Below are 18,164 nucleotides of genomic sequence, written 5' to 3' on the forward strand. Positions count from 1 at the left end.
CAACTCCTCGTGTCGTGGATCGTGTCCGGGTCAGCCGATGAGCTGGGTGAAGGCGGAGTCCGCCGCGCCCTGCGAGGAACGCAGCATGTCGGTGTTCGCCGTCTGGGTGGACGTGTGCTGCTGCAGGGTCACGTTGAGGTGGTTGATCAGGCCCTGCAGCTTGTTGAGGATGAGCTGCGCGTGCTGGTCCCACTGCTGGAGCAGCCGCTGGAACTCGGCGCCGTCCTCGGACGCCGCGCTGTAACTGGTGGCCAGGGCGCCCGCGGTGGTGTCCACGTCGGTCTTGCACCGCTGGATGGCCGAGTGGGCGGTGTTGAGCGCGTTGACGCCGAGGAGCGTCGACGACCTCGATGACTGCTGGAGCGGTGTGCTCACGGAATGCCTCGTTCCCTTGGGAGTTGTCGGATGCTGACGGTGTGGATGGCGTGCGGGCTGTTCGGCGGGCTCGGCGGCCGGGGAGGGTCAGTGCTCCTCGAGGGCCGCGGCGCCGGCCGGTTTCCCCGGCTTCCCCGGCTTCCCCGAGGTCCCCTGCCCTGCCCTGCCGTGCCGTCCGAGCAGCCGCCGGGCGGTGTGGTGCGCACGGCTGTGGCGCCGGAGGCGGCGCCGGGATCCAGGTCGGGGCCGGTCGGGAGCATCCGCAGCAGGGGGGCGGGCAGGGCCGACGGCTCCGTCCCCCCGTAGCCGAGGGCCGCGACGGCGCCGCCGGACGGCACGCGGTACTTCACTCCCGCGTCCGTCACCAGGTACGTGGTGTCCCCCAGCACCGCTCCGCCGGCGCCGAGGGCGCGCACCACCGCTCCGGCTCCCGGCCGCACGGCGATGGCGTCAACGGGGGCGCAGGCGGCCTGCACCCCGTCGGGAGCGACGGCGGGCGAGGCGTGCAGGGCGGAGACGACGGCGACGCTCGTCACCGGGCCGCGCCGGGCCGGCCGCACGCTCACGCACAGGTCCTCCCCCTGTGCGGGCTCCACCAGCCGGGGCGGACCGGAGGGCCACAGCGAGGCGTCGGCATCCTCGCCCGCGGCGGGCGCGAGGTGGGCGTCGAGCGTGTCGGTGGCCAGTGCCTCCGGCTGGGGCGGCTTGCCGCCGTAACCGTCCTCGCGGGTGCGGGGGTCGCCCAGCACGAGCGCCGCCCGGGTGGCGTCGAGAGGGCGCAGGCCCTCCCGGGTCAGCAGGTAGTACCGCCGCGGACCGTCGGGGACCTGCACGGTGAACACCTGGCCGACGCGCGTGGCACGGCCGTCCAGCGTGGGGCCCGCCGTACCGCGTCCGGGCACGTCGACGGGGGCCAGCTCGGGGCCCAGAGGGAGCCCGTTGAGGAACTCGGCCGAGACCTCGCGGGCCTTCGTGTCGCCGTAACCGAGGGCGCGTTCGGCGCCGTGCCCGGTGTCGAGCGGCAGACGGCGGCCGTGCCAGACGAGGAACCGCTCGGCGCCGGCGGAGACCAGCAGGGCCTGGCCGGAGGTCAGTCCGTCCCCTGCCGGCGGCTCGGAGCCGACGACCAGCGCGGTGGTGACCGACTCCTTGCCGCCCTTGGGCGCGTACAGGCCGGAACACACCAGCCAGGGACCCGAGTTGACGTCCGAGGCGAGGGGCAGGTCGTCCGGGGCGCCGGGGATGCCGACCGGGACTCCGCGCGGCGTGCCGTCGAGGGAGGCGGCGGACACCATCCGGGTGGCGAGGTCGGAACCGCCGATCAGGCGGGCCGAGGCGTAGTTGCGGATGGGGTGCAGGACGCCGTCCTGGTAGATGTACCGGGTCCCGGTGTCCTTGCGGACGATCACGGCGTCGGCGCTCTTCCAGGAATCGTCGCCGCCGGGCGAGAGCACCCCGAACAGGACGCAGCCCGCCGTGCCCAGCGCCCCCAGCAACAGCCCCCAGGCGGCGCCGCGGCTGGTGCGGCCCATCGGGCTCTCCGCCGCGTCCGGGTCGGTGAGCAGCATGCCGGAGGTGAGACGGCTCATCATGAAGACGTGCGCCTCGACCTGGTCGCGTTTGGACTGCACCGGCCCCTCCCTTCCTTCTCGTCTGTGGTTCTGTCGTTCGTGGCGCTGTCGTTCGTGGCGCTGTCGTCATCGCTCGGCGCGGTACGGCGCCCCGGTCCTTCGCAGATCAGCCGAGGACGCCGCGCATCCGGCCGTAGACGCCGAGCACCCACAGCACCAGCGGCAGCAGGGCGATCGCCGCCGCCGAGTGCAGCAGCTCCGCGGCCCTCCCCCAGTGCGGCACGAGGCGGCGGCCCGGCAGGGCCCAGCACAGGACGGCGAGAGCGGCCGCCAGGCCGGACAGCAGCACGACGAGCAGCAGTCGCTTGCCGGCGCCGGAGCCCGCGGCGAGGGACACGACCAGAACGGCCGCGCCCCACAGGCCGGGCAGCAGCACCGCCACACGCTGGAGGGCGTTGCCGATGCCCCGGCTGTGCAGGGTGAGGAGCAGGGCGAGGACGGCGGTGGTGACGCGGGCGGGGGTGTCGTGCTCCCGGCCCAGCGCGGTGAGAGCGCCGGCGCAGATCACGCCCACCGCCCCGTACAGCGCGGTCATCCAGCCCTCGGCCCGGACCGTGCGGGTGACGAGGCGCTCGCCGGGTTCGGGGTCGATCCCCTGCTGGAGTTCCTCCGCGTTGGTGGGCAGGGGCGGCATCCGCAGGCCCGCCAGCCAGAAGGAGACTCCGGGCACGGCGGCGCCGAGCAGGGTCGCGACGACCGCGACGAGAGCGGCGGCGTGCGGGGCCGGCAGGTCGGCGAGGGCCATGAGGAGTCCGGCCAGCCATGCGGCGACCGCCACCACGGCGGAGGCCAGGAAGAAGCGGGCGGGCCCGGAGATGACGATCAGGGCGAGCCCGGCTCCGGCCGCCGACGCGGCCGCCGCGGACAGCAGTCGGCTGCCGGTCGCGGCGGCTCCCGAGCCGTCCTGCGCGCCCAGCACGGGCAGCAGCCAGCCGGCGGCGCCCAGGCACGGGCCGGCCATCACGGCGAGCGCGGTGGCGGTGCCGTTGTCGGCCATGGCACGGCTGGCGGCGGCCGCGCCGGCGAGCAGGAGCAGGCCGACCGTCGCGGCCGCCGCCGCCCGCAGGGCGACCGGGGCGCCGGGCAGCACCAGGATGACCAGGGCGGCGGCCACGGAGCACACCAGCAGGGTGCGCAGCAGCCAGCGGGTCGCGTCCTGGGACCACTGGTGAGGGCGCTCGCGCAAGGTCCCCGCCATGCCGTCGACCAGGTCGTCGAAGTGCGCCTCGGGCAGCGTCTCGACCCGCGGCCGCAGATAGAGGGTGTCGCCGTCGCGCAGGCCCAGTGCCTGGGCGGTGGACTCCAGGTCCAGCGGCGCGCCGCCGAGCCGCTGGAGCACCCAGCCGCCGTGTTCGAGTCCGGACTCCTCCAGCTCGTCGCCGGCGTATCCGATGACGACGGGCAGCAGGTCGGCGATCGGGACGTCCGACGGCACGGCGAGATCCACGGACCGCCCGGACGTCCGTATGTTCATGCGGCAGAGGCCGGCCGTCGCGTTGTCGCTCACGCTCCTGCCTTTCTTCTTCGAGGCCCGCGAGAAGGCGGGCCGGGGTTTCGCGGGAACGGGATGCGTCGCGGTCCGGCCCGGGGCCGGACGCGGATCGCCCGCCCCGGGCGTACCGGGGTGTCCGGAAGCGGGCGGCGTCGCCCGGGGATGCGGGGGACGCCTGAACGGGCAGGGGCCGAAGAGCAACGCCGTGTCCTGGTCGCCGCCAGATCGTAGGCAGGCCTGTGTGAGGGAAAACTGACCGCAGGCACAGGAACAGGCACAGGCACAGGTGGCTTTGTGGGTGGGAGCGGGTTCTGGCTCAGCTTCTGTGACGCGGCCACGCTGAGTGACGGCTCGTCGTCTCCAGGCGGTACGGCAAGTCGCTACGCAAACGGGTACTACTCGCGTGAGCCAGCCGGCTGAGTTCCGGCTACTTCAGGAGCCGGAAACCGGGCTGTTGGGCCCACGCTCGGAGGAATTCCGCCGAGCCGTACGCGGCGGGCCACGGATCGGTCATCGTTGCGACGATGCCGGGAAGGCCGGCCACGATTGAAATCTGATCTTCTCGCAGTTCGGCGTTGGCGACACCACCGTTGACATCCTTGACGGCGGCGGTCAGCAGGGCCGTCACGAGGTGGTCGACAGGGCGGTTGCAGAACGCGATGACGCCGACCGCGTGGGTGGGGGTGAAACCAATGAGGGGTTCCTGGTCGACTTCGTCGGCGTGCTCGGCCTCGAAAATGGCCTCGTCGCCGATTCCAGGCCCCATGAGGGAGATCAGGACGGGCCGGCGTCCGTCTACGTCCCCGGCGTCCGTGATCCCGAGGTTCTCCGCGTGAATGTTCAGGTCGTACTTGCCGACCCGCTTCTCCTCAAACCGTGCCGAGGCGCCGAGCAGGAAGTCGCGGAGCCGCTGGATCGCCACGCGGGGGACGGCCTCCGCCAACTCGATCACCAACGCCGGTCCGCTCATGGCTCGGAGCCTAACGGGCTGCCCCGCGATTGATTTTGGGGTGTGCTGGCCTGGGGGTTCGGCTGGTGGGTGATTCAGCAGGCCATCGTGCGGACGTGCACGAGTTCGGTGCTGGGCTTGCGACGGGTGGTCCTGCGGGCGGCGCGGTCGGAGACGAGGGAGGCGACGGCGCGGTGGGTTTCGCCGTAAGTTTCGCGGCGTCCGGTGTACCGCTGGAGTGGGCGCCACTGGCGGTGTTCGGCGTTGGCGTGCTCGACGCAGATCCGGCGGGAGGACTGTCGACGCTTGGCCTCGCGCCAGCCGTACCGCTCGGTCAGCAGCCCGTCGTCATCGTCGAGTCCCTTGGGTTTCCTGGGCGGGGCCGAGACCTGGTCGGGGAACTCGTTGGCCAGGCCCAGGTAGCCGTCGTCGACCTCGGCCTTCACGTTTGGGTGTTGGCGGAACTGCTCGGCGATGCCCTCGGTGCGCACCGAGGTCTGGTCGTGCATCCGGCCCGGCCGTTCCGCCCCAGACCACAGAGTGCGTCCCTGGCCGTCGCTGACGGTGGTGGTCTTGATGGTGTTCTGCTTGCGCTTGCCCGAGACGAACGCGCGCCGGCCTGGCCTGCCCGCTTTCGGGCGTCGGACCTGGGTTTCCATCCCGTCGATCCGCAACGTGACCTGCTCGGCCTCGGCATAGGCGAACACGTCCTCCAAGGTGCGCAGCCGCACCTCGGGCCGGTCCGGGACGGCGAACCCGCGGCTCGCGAGCAGCGGACGGATCTCACCGATCGCACGGCCGATGGTGGACGAGCCCACCTCGTAGATCACGCCCAGGGCCTCGTGGGTGAGCCCGGTCCGCAGGTGCACCAGCATCACCAGCAGCCGATCGACGAAAACGAACTCGTACTTCGGCCCAGCCCCGGCTTCACGCTCGCGGGCACCGCCACGCCGGTCATGGCGCCCGGACTCACACCGGGCCTCCCAGCGCGGAGCGAGCTCAGTGGCCAACTCGCCCAGATGTTGGTCCGAGACGCCGCAGAAGGCAGGATGGGACATGGCCGCGCGGGCCTGATGGGTCATCACAATCCACACAACTCACGCGGCCATCCCCATGTCCCCACCCAAGACGAAGATCACTCGCGGGTCGGCCCATTACTTGGAGGCCATGGGAACCCGATTGAACAACCGGCCGGCGAGGTCGACCCCGGTGATCACACCGTTCTCGTCGCGGGTGAAGAAACCGCGTTGCCCCTTCAGGCCGCCGCCGGTGACGATGTATTCATCCGCGTCGCCGGGCAGCAGACCGAGATCGGCCGGCGGGAGATCCGGGGGCAGTTCGGTGTCCGCCGCCGCACGGATCTCCGGTTTGATCCCGCATGCGATCGTCAACCCGGCCCCATCCGTGGCGATGGTGAGCGCCATCATGTCGTTCGCGTAGCTCCCGACGACTTCCCCGGCCTGCTCCTCGTCGTAGGGAAGCGGCTCCGGGTCCCGGTCGACAACCCCGAGGTAGTGCTCGAGCGCCCACCGGACGGCGGCCTGGTTGAAGGCGAGGCCGCCGTCCGGGCCCGCGTTGGACAGCGAGACGACTGCGAAGTTGCGTTCGGGCACGATCAGCAGCTCAGCGAACTGGCCGTTGGCCGATCCACCGTGGCCGACGGTGCGAACGCCGTCCACGTCGCGCAGGAACCAGCAGATGCCGAAGGCGTCGCCGAGCGTGCTGCCCCGCAATTCGACAGTCTGCACTTGCATCTGCTGCAGGACCTCGGCGGGCAACACCTGGGCACCGTCCTGTGCGCGGCCGTCACCGAGATGGAACCGGGCCCAACGAAGCATGTCCGTCACCGAGGACGCGCAGCCCCCGCCGGGGTTGTTGCCGCGGCTGTCCTTCCACTGCCGCGCGACGGCCGGCGTCGCGTCCTCACCGACGTTGTGCCCCACCGCGAACCGCCGTGTGATGACGTCATTGGTGGCGAAGGAAGTGTGCGAAAGACCCAACGGCTCGAACAGAAGCGAGGCGATGGCCTGCTCATAGGTCAGACCCGTGACCATTTCTATGATCCGCCCAGCCAGGTTGTACCCCACCTGACTGTAGGAGGCCCGGGCACCAGGCGGCGCGATCAGCTCCGACTCGGACATCTTTGCCACATACGCGGCCAGGGCATCGTCTCCCTCGCCGGTGTCGACGCTCATCCTCCAGTCAAGGCCCGCAGTGTGGTTGAGCAGCTGCAACACGGTGATCTCCGCCGCGGCCCGCTCATCCGGGAGCACGAGCTCGGGAACATACCGGCGCACCGGCTTGTCCAGCTCGACCCGACCCTCCGCGACCAGGCGCATCAGCGCGGTCGCCGTAAAGGGCTTCGTGACCGAGCCCAACACGAACAGCGTGTCCTGATCGACGGGCAGCGGGTTCTCGACGCTCGTCACGCCGTGGAACCCGTAGACCTCCCGGCCGTCCACCCACACCCCGACGGCAACACCAGGCACCCCGAACTTCGTGGCCGTCGCCTCAACGAACTCCGACAGCGTGTCCTGCTCATCGCTCATGACAACCCCCTCATCAAGGCAGGGGAGGGGTTCCCCTGCCTCCAGCCATGATCCTTGCCTGTCCTCGGCGTTGACCGCTAGAAGATCTGGGAAGATGCGGGGCTGTTCCGGGCAGCCGGTCGGCCCGATGTGTCGCCCGCCTTGGCACCGGCCTGTCCGGCGCCACAGCTGCCGACCCGCCAGTCCAGCTGCTGAATCACCCACCAGCCGAACTCCCAGGCCGGCACACCCCAAGATCAATCGTGGGGCAGCCCGTAACCAGCCGGGACTGTCGCCCCCAACCGATTACTCATCGTGACTGCGTCACAGAAGCTGAGCCAGAACCTGAGAACCGACACCGCTCGGTGGCGGAGTCGGGGTCTTTCCTCTGTTGTGTGGTGACGCGGGGGTTGCTCTTCGGGATGTCCTCAGTGGTCTGTCGTCCTCACCGGTCGGCGTCCTGTCGCCGAAGGCCGTCGAGGATGACGTTCATCAGTGGCCGTGCCGTGGTTCTCCATTCATTCCGTTCCAGGCGGCTGAGGTAGGCGATGAGCAGGAGGACCCCGTGGGCGTCCACGTCCGTGCGGAGGGAACCGGCCGTTCTTCCGGCATCCAACAGGTGGGCGAGGGCGCCCTCGATGGGGTTGTGGCTGTCGGCGACGAGGTCCTGCCACGCCGTCGGCTCGAGCGCCGCCAGGACGCCGCGCTTGATCTCGGCGTAGTCGATCAATCGGTCGAGCCAGTGACGCAGGGCTTCCACGGGCTCGTGTTCTGCCAGCAGAGCGGGGGCGGCGGCGACGAGTTCTTCGACGTCGCGCCGGTAGACCTCGGCGAGGAGCGCTTCGCGGTTGGGGAAGTTCCGGTAGAGCGTCCCCTGTCCTACACCGGCGCGTTTGGCGATCTCGTTGAGGTGGACGTGGGGGGACTCGGCGAGGGCTGCGCGGGCGGCCTCCACGATGCGGGTCCGGTTCCGCGCCGCATCCGGACGGCGTGCTGGCGCGCTCATGGGCATCTCCTGAAGTTCCGCCATTACAAGTGGACACGTGTCCGGTAAGGTGAAACGCGCATCGGACACGTGTCCACTTTACTTGGAGGCAGCAGTGCTCTCTCTTCACGGCAAGACCGTCGCCATCACCGGAGCGAGTGGCGGCATCGGGGAAGCCACGGCCCGTCTGCTCGCCCGGCGGGGCGCCGCGGTCGTCCTCGCAGCCCGCCGGAGCGAGCGCATCGACGCCATAGCGCGGGACATCCGGGAGGAGGGGGGCCGTGCTGCCACGTGCGTCGTCGACGTCACCAAGGCCGAAGACCTCCAGCGCCTGGTCTCCGCCGCCATCGACCGGTACGGGCGTATCGATGTGCTGGTGAACAACGCCGGTATCGCCCCGATCAGCCCGCTGGCCGACCTCGACACCGAAGGCTGGTCGGCCATGATCGATGTCAACCTTCGCGGCATGCTCAACGGCGTCGCCGCCGCGCTGCCCGTCTTCCGCGAGCAAGGGGCGGGCCACCTGGTGAGCATCGTCTCGGTGGCCGGCCTGTACGGCGCGTCCCCCACGATGGCCGTCTACGCTGCGACCAAGAACGCGGTCCGCACCGTCCACGAGGGGCTGCGCAGGGAGTCCACCGACGGCGTGGTGCGCACGACAGCCATCTCGCCCGGATACATCCGCACCGATCTCGCCGACTCCATGACGGACCCACGCATCCGCGAGCAGACGCGCAAGCACATGGACGTGGCGGGCATCCCGCCGGCCGCGGTCGCCCGTGCGGTGGCCTTCGCCCTCGAGCAGCCCGACGACGTCGAGATCGGCGAGATCAACGTTCGTCCCACAGTCCAGGCATGACACTCGCCACCCCGCCTCTCCCCGAGCCTGCACTCGGACGGCCACACGAGAGCAGCACCGTCACCGCCGCGACGCGCGGGCATTTTTCACGCACTCGCGGGCCCCTAGGATCCCGGGTGAGGTTCGTGGAGGTGCTCCCGACCGCCAGCAGCAGACCACCGTGGCATCCGCGCGTCGCATCCCGGACGCGTGGCCGCCCCGGCCCGCCGGGCAGAGAGCCGGGGCGACGGGGCCCGGTGCGGCGTCCGCCGTCGGTCGACGGTGGTGCGTGGAGGGAGGGACCCCGAACCCGCCGCACCCACCGAAGGAGCGCCGTCGCGTTGTCCGTTGAACTCTTCCGCAGGCCGGCCCGCCGTCGCGGCCCCGACATGCCGCAGGGCGAGCTGGCGCTCCAGGAGCCACCGACCCTTCCGGAGGCGCAGGCCGACACCTCCGCCATCTGGACCTTCCTGCCGATGGGCATGATGTCCGCGTCGATGCTGGTCATGTTCCTGCGGCCGGGCGAGAACTCCGTCCTGAGCTACATAGCCATGGGCATGATGATGCTGTCCATGGTGGCCATGCTGGTCGGCCAGGTGATGCGCGGCCGAGGGGAGCGCAAACGCCGGGCGAAGGGCGAACGGCGTGACTACCTGCGGTATCTGGCTCAGGTGCGCAGGAAGGTCCGGCGGGCCGTGGTGGAACAGCAGGAGGCGCTGGCCTGGCGCCATCCCGACCCGGCCGTGCTGTGGTCGATGGTGCGCACCAGCAGGCTCTGGGAACGCCGGCCGGCCGACGACGACTTCGCCGAGGTGCGGATCGCCGTGGGCGATCAGCGGCTCGGCGTGCGTCTCAGCCCCGTGTCCACGAAACCCGTCGAGGACCTCGAACCGTTGAGCGCGCACGCCCTGCGGCGTTTCATCCGCGCCTATTCGACCGTTCCCGACCAGCCCGTCGCCATCTATCTGCGGGCCTGGTCGAAGGTGCTGGCCCGCGGCGACGCCCCCCGGATCAGGGCGGCCGCCCGCGCCGTGGTCGCCCAGCTCGCCACCTTCCACTCCCCGGAGGACCTGTGGGTGGCCCTGTGCGTGTCCGACGAGCGGCGAACCGACTGGGAGTGGCTCAAGTGGCTGCCGCACTCCCAGCACCGGCACGACCGTGACGGCGCCGGGCCGGCCCGTCTCGTCGCCCCCTCGGTCACCGAACTGGAGAACCTGCTCGGCGCCGAGTTCCAGGAGCGCCCCGCCTTCGACCCGGACGCGGTCGCGGGGCGCGAGGAGCCGTTCACCGTCATCGTCGTGGACGGCGGCCGGGTCCCGGCGGGGCACCGGCTGGACGGACAGGGCTTCCGCAACTGCGTCGTCGTGGACCTGGGCGGCTCGCTGACCTGGCGGCCGGGCCGGACGACCCTGCGACTGGACTTCGACGACGCCGAGTTGCGCCTGGTGCGCACCGACCGCAGCCGTCAGGAGCAGACCACCGTGCTCGGCCGTCCCGACCGGATGGGGCCGGCGGCGACCCGCTCGCTGGCCGCGCTGCTCGCACCGTACCGGCTGAGTCTGGCCACCGACAGCACGGAACCGCTCGCCTCGGACATCCAGCTGACCTCGCTGCTCGGCATCCCGGACCTGCACCGGCATGACCCGGCGGGTTACTGGGCCGGCCGGACCGGCGCCGCCGACCGGTTGCGGGTTCCCATCGCGATCGGCGCGGACGGCGCGCCCGTCGAACTCGACATCAAGGAATCCGCGCAGGGCGGCATGGGCCCGCACGGCATGCTCATCGGGGCGACCGGCTCCGGCAAGAGCGAGTTGCTGCGCACCCTCGTCCTGGGCCTGGCGCTGACCCACTCGTCCGAGACGCTGAACTTCGTGCTCGTCGACTTCAAGGGCGGCGCGACCTTCCTGGGCCTGGACGAACTGCCGCACACCTCCGCCGTGATCACCAACCTGGCGGACGAGGTCGCCCTCGTCTCCCGTATGCAGGACGCCCTGCACGGCGAGCTGATCCGCCGTCAGGAACTGCTGCGGGCGGCGGGAAACTTCACCTCCGCGCTGGAGTACGAGAAGGCACGCGCCTCGGGCGCTCCCCTGGAGCCGCTGCCGAGCCTGTTCGTCGTCGTGGACGAGTTCAGCGAACTGCTGGCCGCGCACGCCGAGTTCATGGAACTGTTCGTCATGATCGGCCGTCTCGGACGGTCCCTGGGCGTCCATCTGCTGCTGGCCTCCCAGCGCCTGGACGAGGGCAGGATGCACCAGCTGGAGAGCCACCTCTCCTACCGCATCGGTCTGCGCACCTTCTCGGCCATGGAGAGCCGCGGGGTGCTCGGCGTGCCCGACGCGTACCACCTCCCCTCGCAGCCGGGCAGCGGATACCTCAAGAGCGGCGTGGAGGCGCTCACCCGGTTCCGGGCCGCGTACGTCTCCGGCTCCTACCGACGGCGGCGCGGCGCCCTGGCCCTCGCCCAGGTGGCCGGACAGGTCGCCCCGTGGAGCGTGGGATGGGTCGCGCCGCGGCAGCTGCCCGAGTCGGAGGCACGGGCGCAGGCGGAGGCGGCCGCCGCGGAGGAGGCGACCGCGCGGAGTCTGCTCGCCACGGCCGTGGACCGGCTGAACGGCTCGGGTCCGGCGGCCCGCGAGGTGTGGCTGCCGCCTCTCGGTCTGCCGCCGACCCTGGACCAGTTGCTGCCGCCCACGGCGCCGGACGCCGAACGCGGTCTGACGATCACCGCGGGCGGGGCCGAGGCGTTGGTCCCGGGCGGCCTGCGCGTTCCGATCGGCATCGTCGACCGGCCCTTCGAGCAGCGCCGTGACCCCCTCGTGGTGGACCTTTCCGGGGCGGGCGGCCACGTGGCCATCGCGGGCGGCCCGCAGAGCGGCAAGTCGACCCTGGTACGCACCCTCATCACCGCCCTGGCCCTCACCCACACCCCGCGCGAAGTGCAGTTCTACTGCCTGGACTTCGGCGGCGGCAGCCTGACCGGCCTGGCGGGCCTGCCGCACGTCGGCGGTGTGGCGGCACACGTCGACGGCGAGCGGATCGGCCGGACCGTCGCGGCGGTCGCCTCGCTGCTGGCCGAGCGGGAGCGGTTCTTCCTGGAGAACGGCGTCGACTCCATGCCGACGTACCGCAAGCGGCGCGCGGCCGGCGAGTTCCCCGACGAGCCCTACGGCGACGTCTTCCTGGTCGTGGACGGCTGGGGCACCCTGCGGCAGGACTACCTCGACCACGTGTCCACCCTGTCCCAGTTCGCGCTGCGCGGCCTGAACTACGGCATCCATCTCATCGTCACCACCGCACGGTGGGTCGAACTCGCCGCCCAGGTCCGGGACCAGGTGGGCACCCGGCTGGAGCTGAAGATGGGCGACCCGATGGAGTCGGTGATCGACATCCGGCGGGCCCGCTCGGTCCCCCGTGTGCCCGGCCGGGGTCTGACGCCCGAGACGAAGCTGCACTTCCTCACCGCGCTGCCCCGTCTGGACGGCGTCCAGCGGCAGGACGACCTGGCCGAGGGTGTCGCCGAGGTCGTCGAGTCCGTCGCCGCGCACTGGACGCGGCCCCCGGCCCCGCCCGTGCGGATGCTGCCGGTCCGGCTGTCCGCGGCCGAACTGCCGCCCGCCGAGGGGGATCTGCGCGTCGCCCTCGGTGTCGAGGAGGACAGACTGGCGCCGGCCTGGCACGACTTCGCCGAGCACCCCCACCTGGTCGTGGTCGGCGACTCCGAGACCGGGAAGACCAACCTGCTCCGGCTCGTGGCCAAGGGCATCACCGAGCGCTACACCCCGGAGGAGGCCCGGGTCCTGGTCGTCGACTACCGCAGGGAGCTGGTCGAGGCGGTGCCGCAGGAGTACCGGCTCGGCCACGCGGTCTCCGTCGACCAGCTGCGCGAACTGGCCGAGGGCGCGGCCCGCGCGCTGCGCACCCGCATGCCGGGCCAGGACATCGCCCCGTCCCGGATGCGGCTGCGCGACTGGTGGCAGGGGCCGACCCTGTTCGTCCTGGTCGACGACTACGACCTGATCAACGCACCGCTGGGGCGCAGCCCCTTCGAGCCGTTGCTGGACTTCCTCGCCCTCGGCTACGAGATCGGCTTCCACCTCGTGGTGACGCGTTCCGCCGCGGGCGCCGGGCGAGGCCTGGGCGACCAGGTCCTGCGGCGGATGCTGGACGTGAACACGCCCGCCCTGCTGATGTCGTGCCCGCCGTCGGAGGGTTACCTGTTCGGCAGCGTGAAGCCGCGCGTGCTGGTTCCGGGGCGCGCGCTGCGCATCACCCGGCGCAAGACGTTCCAGGTGCAGACAGGTCTGCTGGCGGAGGACTGAGACCGAAAGACGAGGAGGGGGCCGGCCGATGGCCGGACCCCTCCTCGTCTTTCGCCGCCCGCCCGGCGGGCACGGACACCGCCGGGCCGTCGCGGCGCTCGCCGGCCTCCGCGGCGCTCTCACGCCTCCGCTACGTCGTCGGGCCGGACGCGCCGGGCGCGCACCGCGCCCCGTACGGCCGCCGCCGTCAGCACCGCCAGCAGACCGGCGGAGCCCACGAGCAGGGCGATCCTGCGGGGGCCCGGATCGTCCGCCCGCAGGGACAGCACCACCCGTCGTTCCGGCGCGCCCTGCGACACGGCGGCCCGCCCGGTGTGCGGTACGACGGTCAGCGAGGCGTAGGTGTCCAGACGCGGCGTGTCCGCCGGGTACGCGGTCCCGGTGAGCCGCCGCGCGGTCTCCTCGGCGCTCAGCTTCGGATACCGGGACCGTACGAGCGCGGCGGCGCCGGCGACATAGGCGGTGGCGAAGGACGCGCCGGTGCCGGTGAAGCTGCCCTTGCCGCGCGGGCCGGCGCCGACGACCTTGTCGCCGGGCGCGGCCAGGTCGGCCCGCAGCGGCTTCGGCGCGTCGTCGGGGCGGTCGCCGTCGGGGCCGAAGTCCAGGACGGAGAGCACGCCCTTGTCCGAGGCGGGCCAGTAGGCGCCGGGCGGGGCCGGCGTCGTCGTGCCGTGGGACGCCCCGGCGGGCGCGTCGGGCACGGCCGCCGCGACCACCAGGCAGTCCTGTGCCGTGGCGTACCGGACCGCCGCGGTCAGGTCCTCGCTGCTCTTGGACAGCGCGAGCGGGACGGCGATCACCCCGGCACGGGCGTCGGCCGCCGCGCGGATGCCCACGGCGACCGCCGCGGCGTCGGCCCGGCCACGGGCGTCGGTTCCGCGCACGGCGAGGACCCGTGCGTCCGGAGCCATTCCCCCTGCGCCGGCCCCGCCGCTGGTGCGGTCGTCCGCCGCGATGAGGCCGGCGACGAAGCTGCCGTGTCCGACGCAGTCCTCGCCGGCGTCCCCCACCGCCTCGACCCGGCCCTTCAGACCTCGGGTCCCCGGCTCGACCCCCGTGTCGACCACGGCGACGGTGACTCCCGCTCCCCGGGAATGCTCGCGCGCGCCGGACAGCCCGAGCACGGCGTACGTCCAGGGGACGACCGTCATCGCGGTGGGAGAAGGCCGGGTGCAGGACGCGCCGGAGCCGAGGGAGCCGGGGATGACGGGCAGCCGTACGGTCGGGGCGGACGCGGCCGGGGACGGTTCCGCGTCGCCGGCCGACGCGGCCGGCACGGAACAGACGGTGAGAGCGAGGGCCCACAGCCCGCTGGGGAGCACGTACCGGGAGCGGCGGGCGGGCAGAGCGGGCCGGGCCGCCCTGCGCGGCCGGGAGAGGGGCATGTACGGTTCGGTCCTTCGGTGGTCGGGACGGTCGGAGCCGGTCGGGGGCCGTCAGGACGAGGGCGTCCTGAGCTGCGGACGAGAGGAGCGGCCGGCGGCCGGCGGCGAGGTCGCCACGCCGGCCGCACGGACGGGCCGCAGATGACGGCCGGACAGCCGGTGGACGGCCGCGGCGCGCTTTTGCGTGCTCTCGTTCCGGTGCAGGAGCTCGCGTGCGTAGGCGTGCTCGAGGGGACGCAGCGTGAACAGCCCCGGTGCGCGCTCGTCGAGCAGGTGCACCGCGGTGAGCGCCGACAGCAGGGCCCGGGCCCGGCGCGGCTCGAGGCCTGCCAGGGCCGCTGCCTCCTCCGTGCTCGCCCCGCGACCGGGGTGCAGGGCGAGCAGCCGGAACAGACGGGCCGGGCCGGGGGCGAGGGTCCGGTAGGAGCCGTGGAGGCGCTGCCGTGCCTCCCCCAGGGCGGCCTCCCCCAGGGCCGCCTCGGCCTGCGCCCCCGGCTCCACGCCGGCGCCCGTGATCCGTGCGGCGACGGCGGTCAGCGCGAACGGCAGTCCCGCGCAGCGCTCCACGATCCGTGCGGTGGCGGCGTCGTCGGGGGTGACCCGGCCGGGGCCCAGGCACGCGGCCAGGAGTTCCGTGGACTCCGCGGACGTCATCGGATCCAGGACGACACGGTGGGCGCCCTCGGCCGCGACGAGGCAGGAGAGCTGGTCGCGGCTGGTGACCAGGACCATGCACCCCGGCGTGCCGGGCAGCAGGGGCCGTATCTGTGCCGCGTCGCGGGCGTCGTCGAGCAGCAGCAGGAAGCGGTGGCCGCTGAGCACGCTGCGCCACACGGCGCTGTGCCCGTCCACGTCGTGCGGGTCCTCGGGCAGACGGTGGGGTGGCACGTCCAGCGCGCGCAGGAGGCCGCGGAGGGCCTCGGCCGGTGCGACGGGCGCCGCGTCGGGGTCGAAACCGCGCAGATCGACGCGGATCAGTCCGTCCGGGAACCGGTCCGCCAGCAGGCGGGCCACCTGGGCGGCCAGGGCGGTCTTGCCGACCCCGGCCTGACCGCAGACTGCGGCGAGGACCGGCGCCTCGTGCTCCGGCGAGGCGCCGGCGGCCAGGGACAGCAGTTCGGCGGTCTCGGCGCGGCGCCCGACGAATCCGGACGCAGGGGCGGGCTCGGCTGCGGGGGCGAGCTCCGCCGTGGCTGCGGGGACGGGCCCGGTCGCGGCTGCGGCTGCGGTCGCGGTCGGGCCGGTGAAGATCAGCCGTCGCCCGTCGTCGGGCAGGCCGGGCTGCGGCGCGGGTCCGGCGCCGCCCGTCGGCGCCGCCGCGGGCCGCGATGACGCCACGGCCGCTCGTGCTTCCGGCGCCCCTGGGAGGAGGCCGGGCTCCCGGCACGACGCCGCGACGACGTGCCCGGGTCCAGGACGCGCGGGAGGCACGGCGACCGGGCCGTCGCTCATGTGGCCGGCGAGCACCCGCTCGTGTGCGGAGCGCAGTTCGGCCCCCGTCGTGACGCCCGGTTCCGCGGCGAGCCGGGTCCGGGCGAGGTGGCACACGTGCAGGGCCTCGGCCTGGTGGCCGGTGGCCGCCAGCGCCAGGGCGAGTCTCGCGTGCACGCCCGCGTCGAGGGGACGGCGGGCGGCGCAGCGTTCGAGCATGGGCAGGACGCGGTCGGCCAGCCCGTGCCGGAGCGCCGTGTCCGCGCCCTCCCGCACGGTTGCCGCGTACTCGTCGTCCAGGGCGGTGAACAGGCGGTGGTCGCGTGCGACGGCCGGGATTCCGGCGACGACCGGCCCCCGCCACAGCGCCGCCGCCTCGACGAACAGGTCCACGGCCGTCTCGGCGGCCTGCGCGAGGCCCGCCTCCTGCGCCCGCTCGCGCAGGAGGCGGAAGCGTGTCAGGTCGACGTCGTCGGGGCCGACCCTCAGCCGGTAGCCGCCGTAGCCCCGCACGAGGAGCTGTCCCTGGGCGCGGTGGGACAGACCCGGCTCCAGGACCCGGCGGAGCATGCCGATGTGCCGGTGGATCACGTTGGTCGCGCTCACCGGCGGCCGCTCGCCCCACAGCACGTCGGCGATCTCGCCGACGGGCACGGGCCGCTTGCCGCGGACGAGCAGCACCGCCAGGGTGGCGCGCTGCTGCGGGGGGCCGAGATCGAGCTCGGCGCCCTCGCACCAGGCGCGCATCGGTCCCAGCACGGAAAAGGACGGCACCACGGGTTCCTGACGCACTATCTGTTCTCCTGCCGGACGGCCCTCACTCCAGGCGCCACTTCTGGTTCTGGCCCCCGGCGCACGTCCACAGCTGCAGGCGGGCGCCGTTGGCGGTCTGCTCGTCCTTGACGTCGACGCACTTGTCCGCCCCGACGTTGACCAGGTCGCCGGCGGCGGTGAGCTTGAACTTCTGGGCCCAGCCGCCGTTGCAGTCAGCCAGCTGGATCGCCGCCCCGTCGCTCGCCGAGGCCCAGGCGATGTCCATGCACAGGCCGAGCGAACGCACCGAACCGTCCGAGTAGAAGGACCATCGCTGGCCCTTGGAGCCGTTGCAGTCCCACACCTGGAGGGGAGTTCCGTCCTTGCCCGCCCCGCCCGTGACGTCCGCGCAGCGGCCGGAGGCCGAGCTCGTCAGGGAACCCGCCGTCCGCACGGCTGGGCCGGAGGCGGCGTTCTTGACGGCCGAGTTCGCGGACGTGGACTTGACGGGCTTGTCGCCGCCCGCCGCGGCGGCACCGGCCCCGGCCGCACCGGCGCCCGCCGCCGCGGCACCGGGCTTCTGCGGGGCCGCGCCGGGCGCGGTGTGCGAGGGTGCGGCAGACCCGACCGCTCCCTTGACCGGCTTCGACGAGGTCGAGGCGGCGCCGGACGGGACGGCCCCGGCGGGCGCGCCGGGCCCCGCCGTGGAGGGGGCGGCGCCCGGGACGCCGCCGGGGACGCCGCCGCTGTCCTGGGAGAAGTCTCCCTGGGCCGACCGCGCGGTCGGGGCCCCGGACTTGTCGCCGCCCGAACCGACCAGCAGCACGGAACTCCCGGCCACCAGCAGAGCGAGCAGGGAGACGCCGAGGACCGACTCCCGGGAGAGCCGTCGGCCGCCCTGGCCCGCGTCGGGGTCACCGCCCTCCTCCGCGGGCTCGGCGAGCGTCGCCGACGCGGAGTCGCCCATGCCCTCGGCCCTGCCGGTCGAGGCCTCGCGCCGCCCGTCGGCGGAGCCCCGCTCGGCGCCCGGCCGGGCGTCCGGTTCGGCGGCCTCGCCCTCCGTGTCCGCGCCTGCGGGGACCTGCGGTGCCGCGATCCCCCGTGCGCCGGTGTCCGTGGCGGCGGCCCGCCGGAGGGACGCGGACGTCACCGTCGTGCCCGTGGTCGTCGCGGTGGCGCCGGCCACGGTCGGAGCTTCCTCGGTCCGCGCCGCGGTCGCCGCAGCGCGGTCGGGTGCGGGCGCGGCGGCCGCGCCGGCACGTGCGGAGCCCGGCGTCGGGCCCGGTTCCGGGGCGACGTCCGGTTCCGGCGATTCCTGCGTCGCCGCAGCGAGGTCACCGGACGGGGACGAGGTCATGTCCCCGGAGCGTTGCGTTACCCCGCGCGTCATAGTCCACTCTCCTGGATCAGGCCTCGGTCAAGCGGGTGACCGGCCCGTGCTCGTGTACACGACGTGCCGCGAAAGCGACTGCCGT

The 18,164-nt window shown here is 73.2% G+C and carries 12 protein-coding genes; 2 read left to right on the forward strand and 10 right to left on the reverse strand.

Annotated features, from left to right (window positions below; translation table 11 throughout):
- Positions 1 to 30 precede the first annotated feature (30 nt).
- The 7 genes from IE239_RS11460 to IE239_RS11490 form a co-directional block, all read right to left on the reverse strand.
- Entirely contained in the window at positions 31 to 375 is a 345-nt protein-coding gene (locus IE239_RS11460; protein ID WP_190149142.1) for a hypothetical protein, read from the reverse strand.
- Positions 372 to 2,006 (reverse strand): type VII secretion protein EccB, encoded by a 1,635-nt coding sequence (gene eccB, locus IE239_RS11465; protein WP_190149143.1) that lies wholly within the window; start codon positions 2,004 to 2,006, stop codon positions 372 to 374. Before eccB ends, IE239_RS11460 begins: the two co-directional genes overlap by 4 nt.
- 106 nt (positions 2,007 to 2,112) lie before the next feature.
- Positions 2,113 to 3,513 (reverse strand): type VII secretion integral membrane protein EccD, encoded by a 1,401-nt coding sequence (eccD, locus tag IE239_RS11470; RefSeq protein WP_190149144.1) that lies wholly within the window; start codon positions 3,511 to 3,513, stop codon positions 2,113 to 2,115.
- A 412-nt stretch (positions 3,514 to 3,925) separates the two neighbouring features.
- Positions 3,926 to 4,468 (reverse strand): DUF6368 family protein, encoded by a 543-nt coding sequence (locus tag IE239_RS11475; RefSeq protein WP_190149145.1) that lies wholly within the window; start codon positions 4,466 to 4,468, stop codon positions 3,926 to 3,928.
- Between the two features lie 74 nt (positions 4,469 to 4,542).
- On the reverse strand, positions 4,543 to 5,529 hold the full coding sequence (locus IE239_RS11480) for a transposase family protein (protein ID WP_190149146.1): 987 nt from the start codon (positions 5,527 to 5,529) through the stop codon (positions 4,543 to 4,545).
- Between the two features lie 72 nt (positions 5,530 to 5,601).
- Positions 5,602 to 6,996 carry a serine hydrolase domain-containing protein gene (locus IE239_RS11485; RefSeq protein WP_190149147.1) on the reverse strand — a complete coding sequence of 465 codons (1,395 nt, stop codon included), beginning with the start codon at positions 6,994 to 6,996 and terminating at the stop codon, positions 5,602 to 5,604.
- A gap of 424 nt (positions 6,997 to 7,420) precedes the next feature.
- Entirely contained in the window at positions 7,421 to 7,981 is a 561-nt protein-coding gene (locus tag IE239_RS11490) for a TetR/AcrR family transcriptional regulator (RefSeq protein WP_190149148.1), read from the reverse strand.
- Positions 7,982 to 8,075: 94 nt separating this feature from the next.
- On the opposite strand from IE239_RS11490, the gene IE239_RS11495 reads away from it, so the two are divergent.
- Complete coding sequence (locus IE239_RS11495) at positions 8,076 to 8,819, forward strand: SDR family oxidoreductase (protein ID WP_190149149.1); 744 nt, start codon at positions 8,076 to 8,078, stop codon at positions 8,817 to 8,819.
- 320 nt (positions 8,820 to 9,139) lie between these two features.
- Positions 9,140 to 13,120 carry a type VII secretion protein EccCa gene (eccCa, locus tag IE239_RS11500; RefSeq protein WP_195826357.1) on the forward strand — a complete coding sequence of 1,327 codons (3,981 nt, stop codon included), beginning with the start codon at positions 9,140 to 9,142 and terminating at the stop codon, positions 13,118 to 13,120.
- Between the two features lie 119 nt (positions 13,121 to 13,239).
- On the opposite strand, the gene IE239_RS11505 is transcribed toward eccCa, so the two are convergent.
- From IE239_RS11505 to IE239_RS42000, 3 genes are read right to left on the reverse strand one after another with little or no spacing between them, the layout of a single operon-like run.
- The gene (locus IE239_RS11505) at positions 13,240 to 14,505 is read right to left on the reverse strand and encodes a S8 family serine peptidase (protein WP_190149150.1); all 1,266 of its coding nucleotides are present in this window, start codon (positions 14,503 to 14,505) and stop codon (positions 13,240 to 13,242) included.
- Positions 14,506 to 14,556: 51 nt separating this feature from the next.
- Positions 14,557 to 16,710, reverse strand: coding sequence for an AfsR/SARP family transcriptional regulator (locus IE239_RS11510; protein WP_190149151.1), 2,154 nt, complete (start codon positions 16,708 to 16,710; stop codon positions 14,557 to 14,559).
- Between the two features lie 43 nt (positions 16,711 to 16,753).
- Positions 16,754 to 18,046: an RICIN domain-containing protein gene (locus tag IE239_RS42000; protein WP_229878032.1), complete on the reverse strand. Its 1,293-nt coding sequence runs from the start codon at positions 18,044 to 18,046 to the stop codon at positions 16,754 to 16,756.
- Between the last annotated feature and the right edge of the window lie 118 nt (positions 18,047 to 18,164).

It is taken from the genome of Streptomyces humidus (assembly GCF_014649655.1).
GTDB lineage: Bacteria > Actinomycetota > Actinomycetes > Streptomycetales > Streptomycetaceae > Streptomyces > Streptomyces humidus.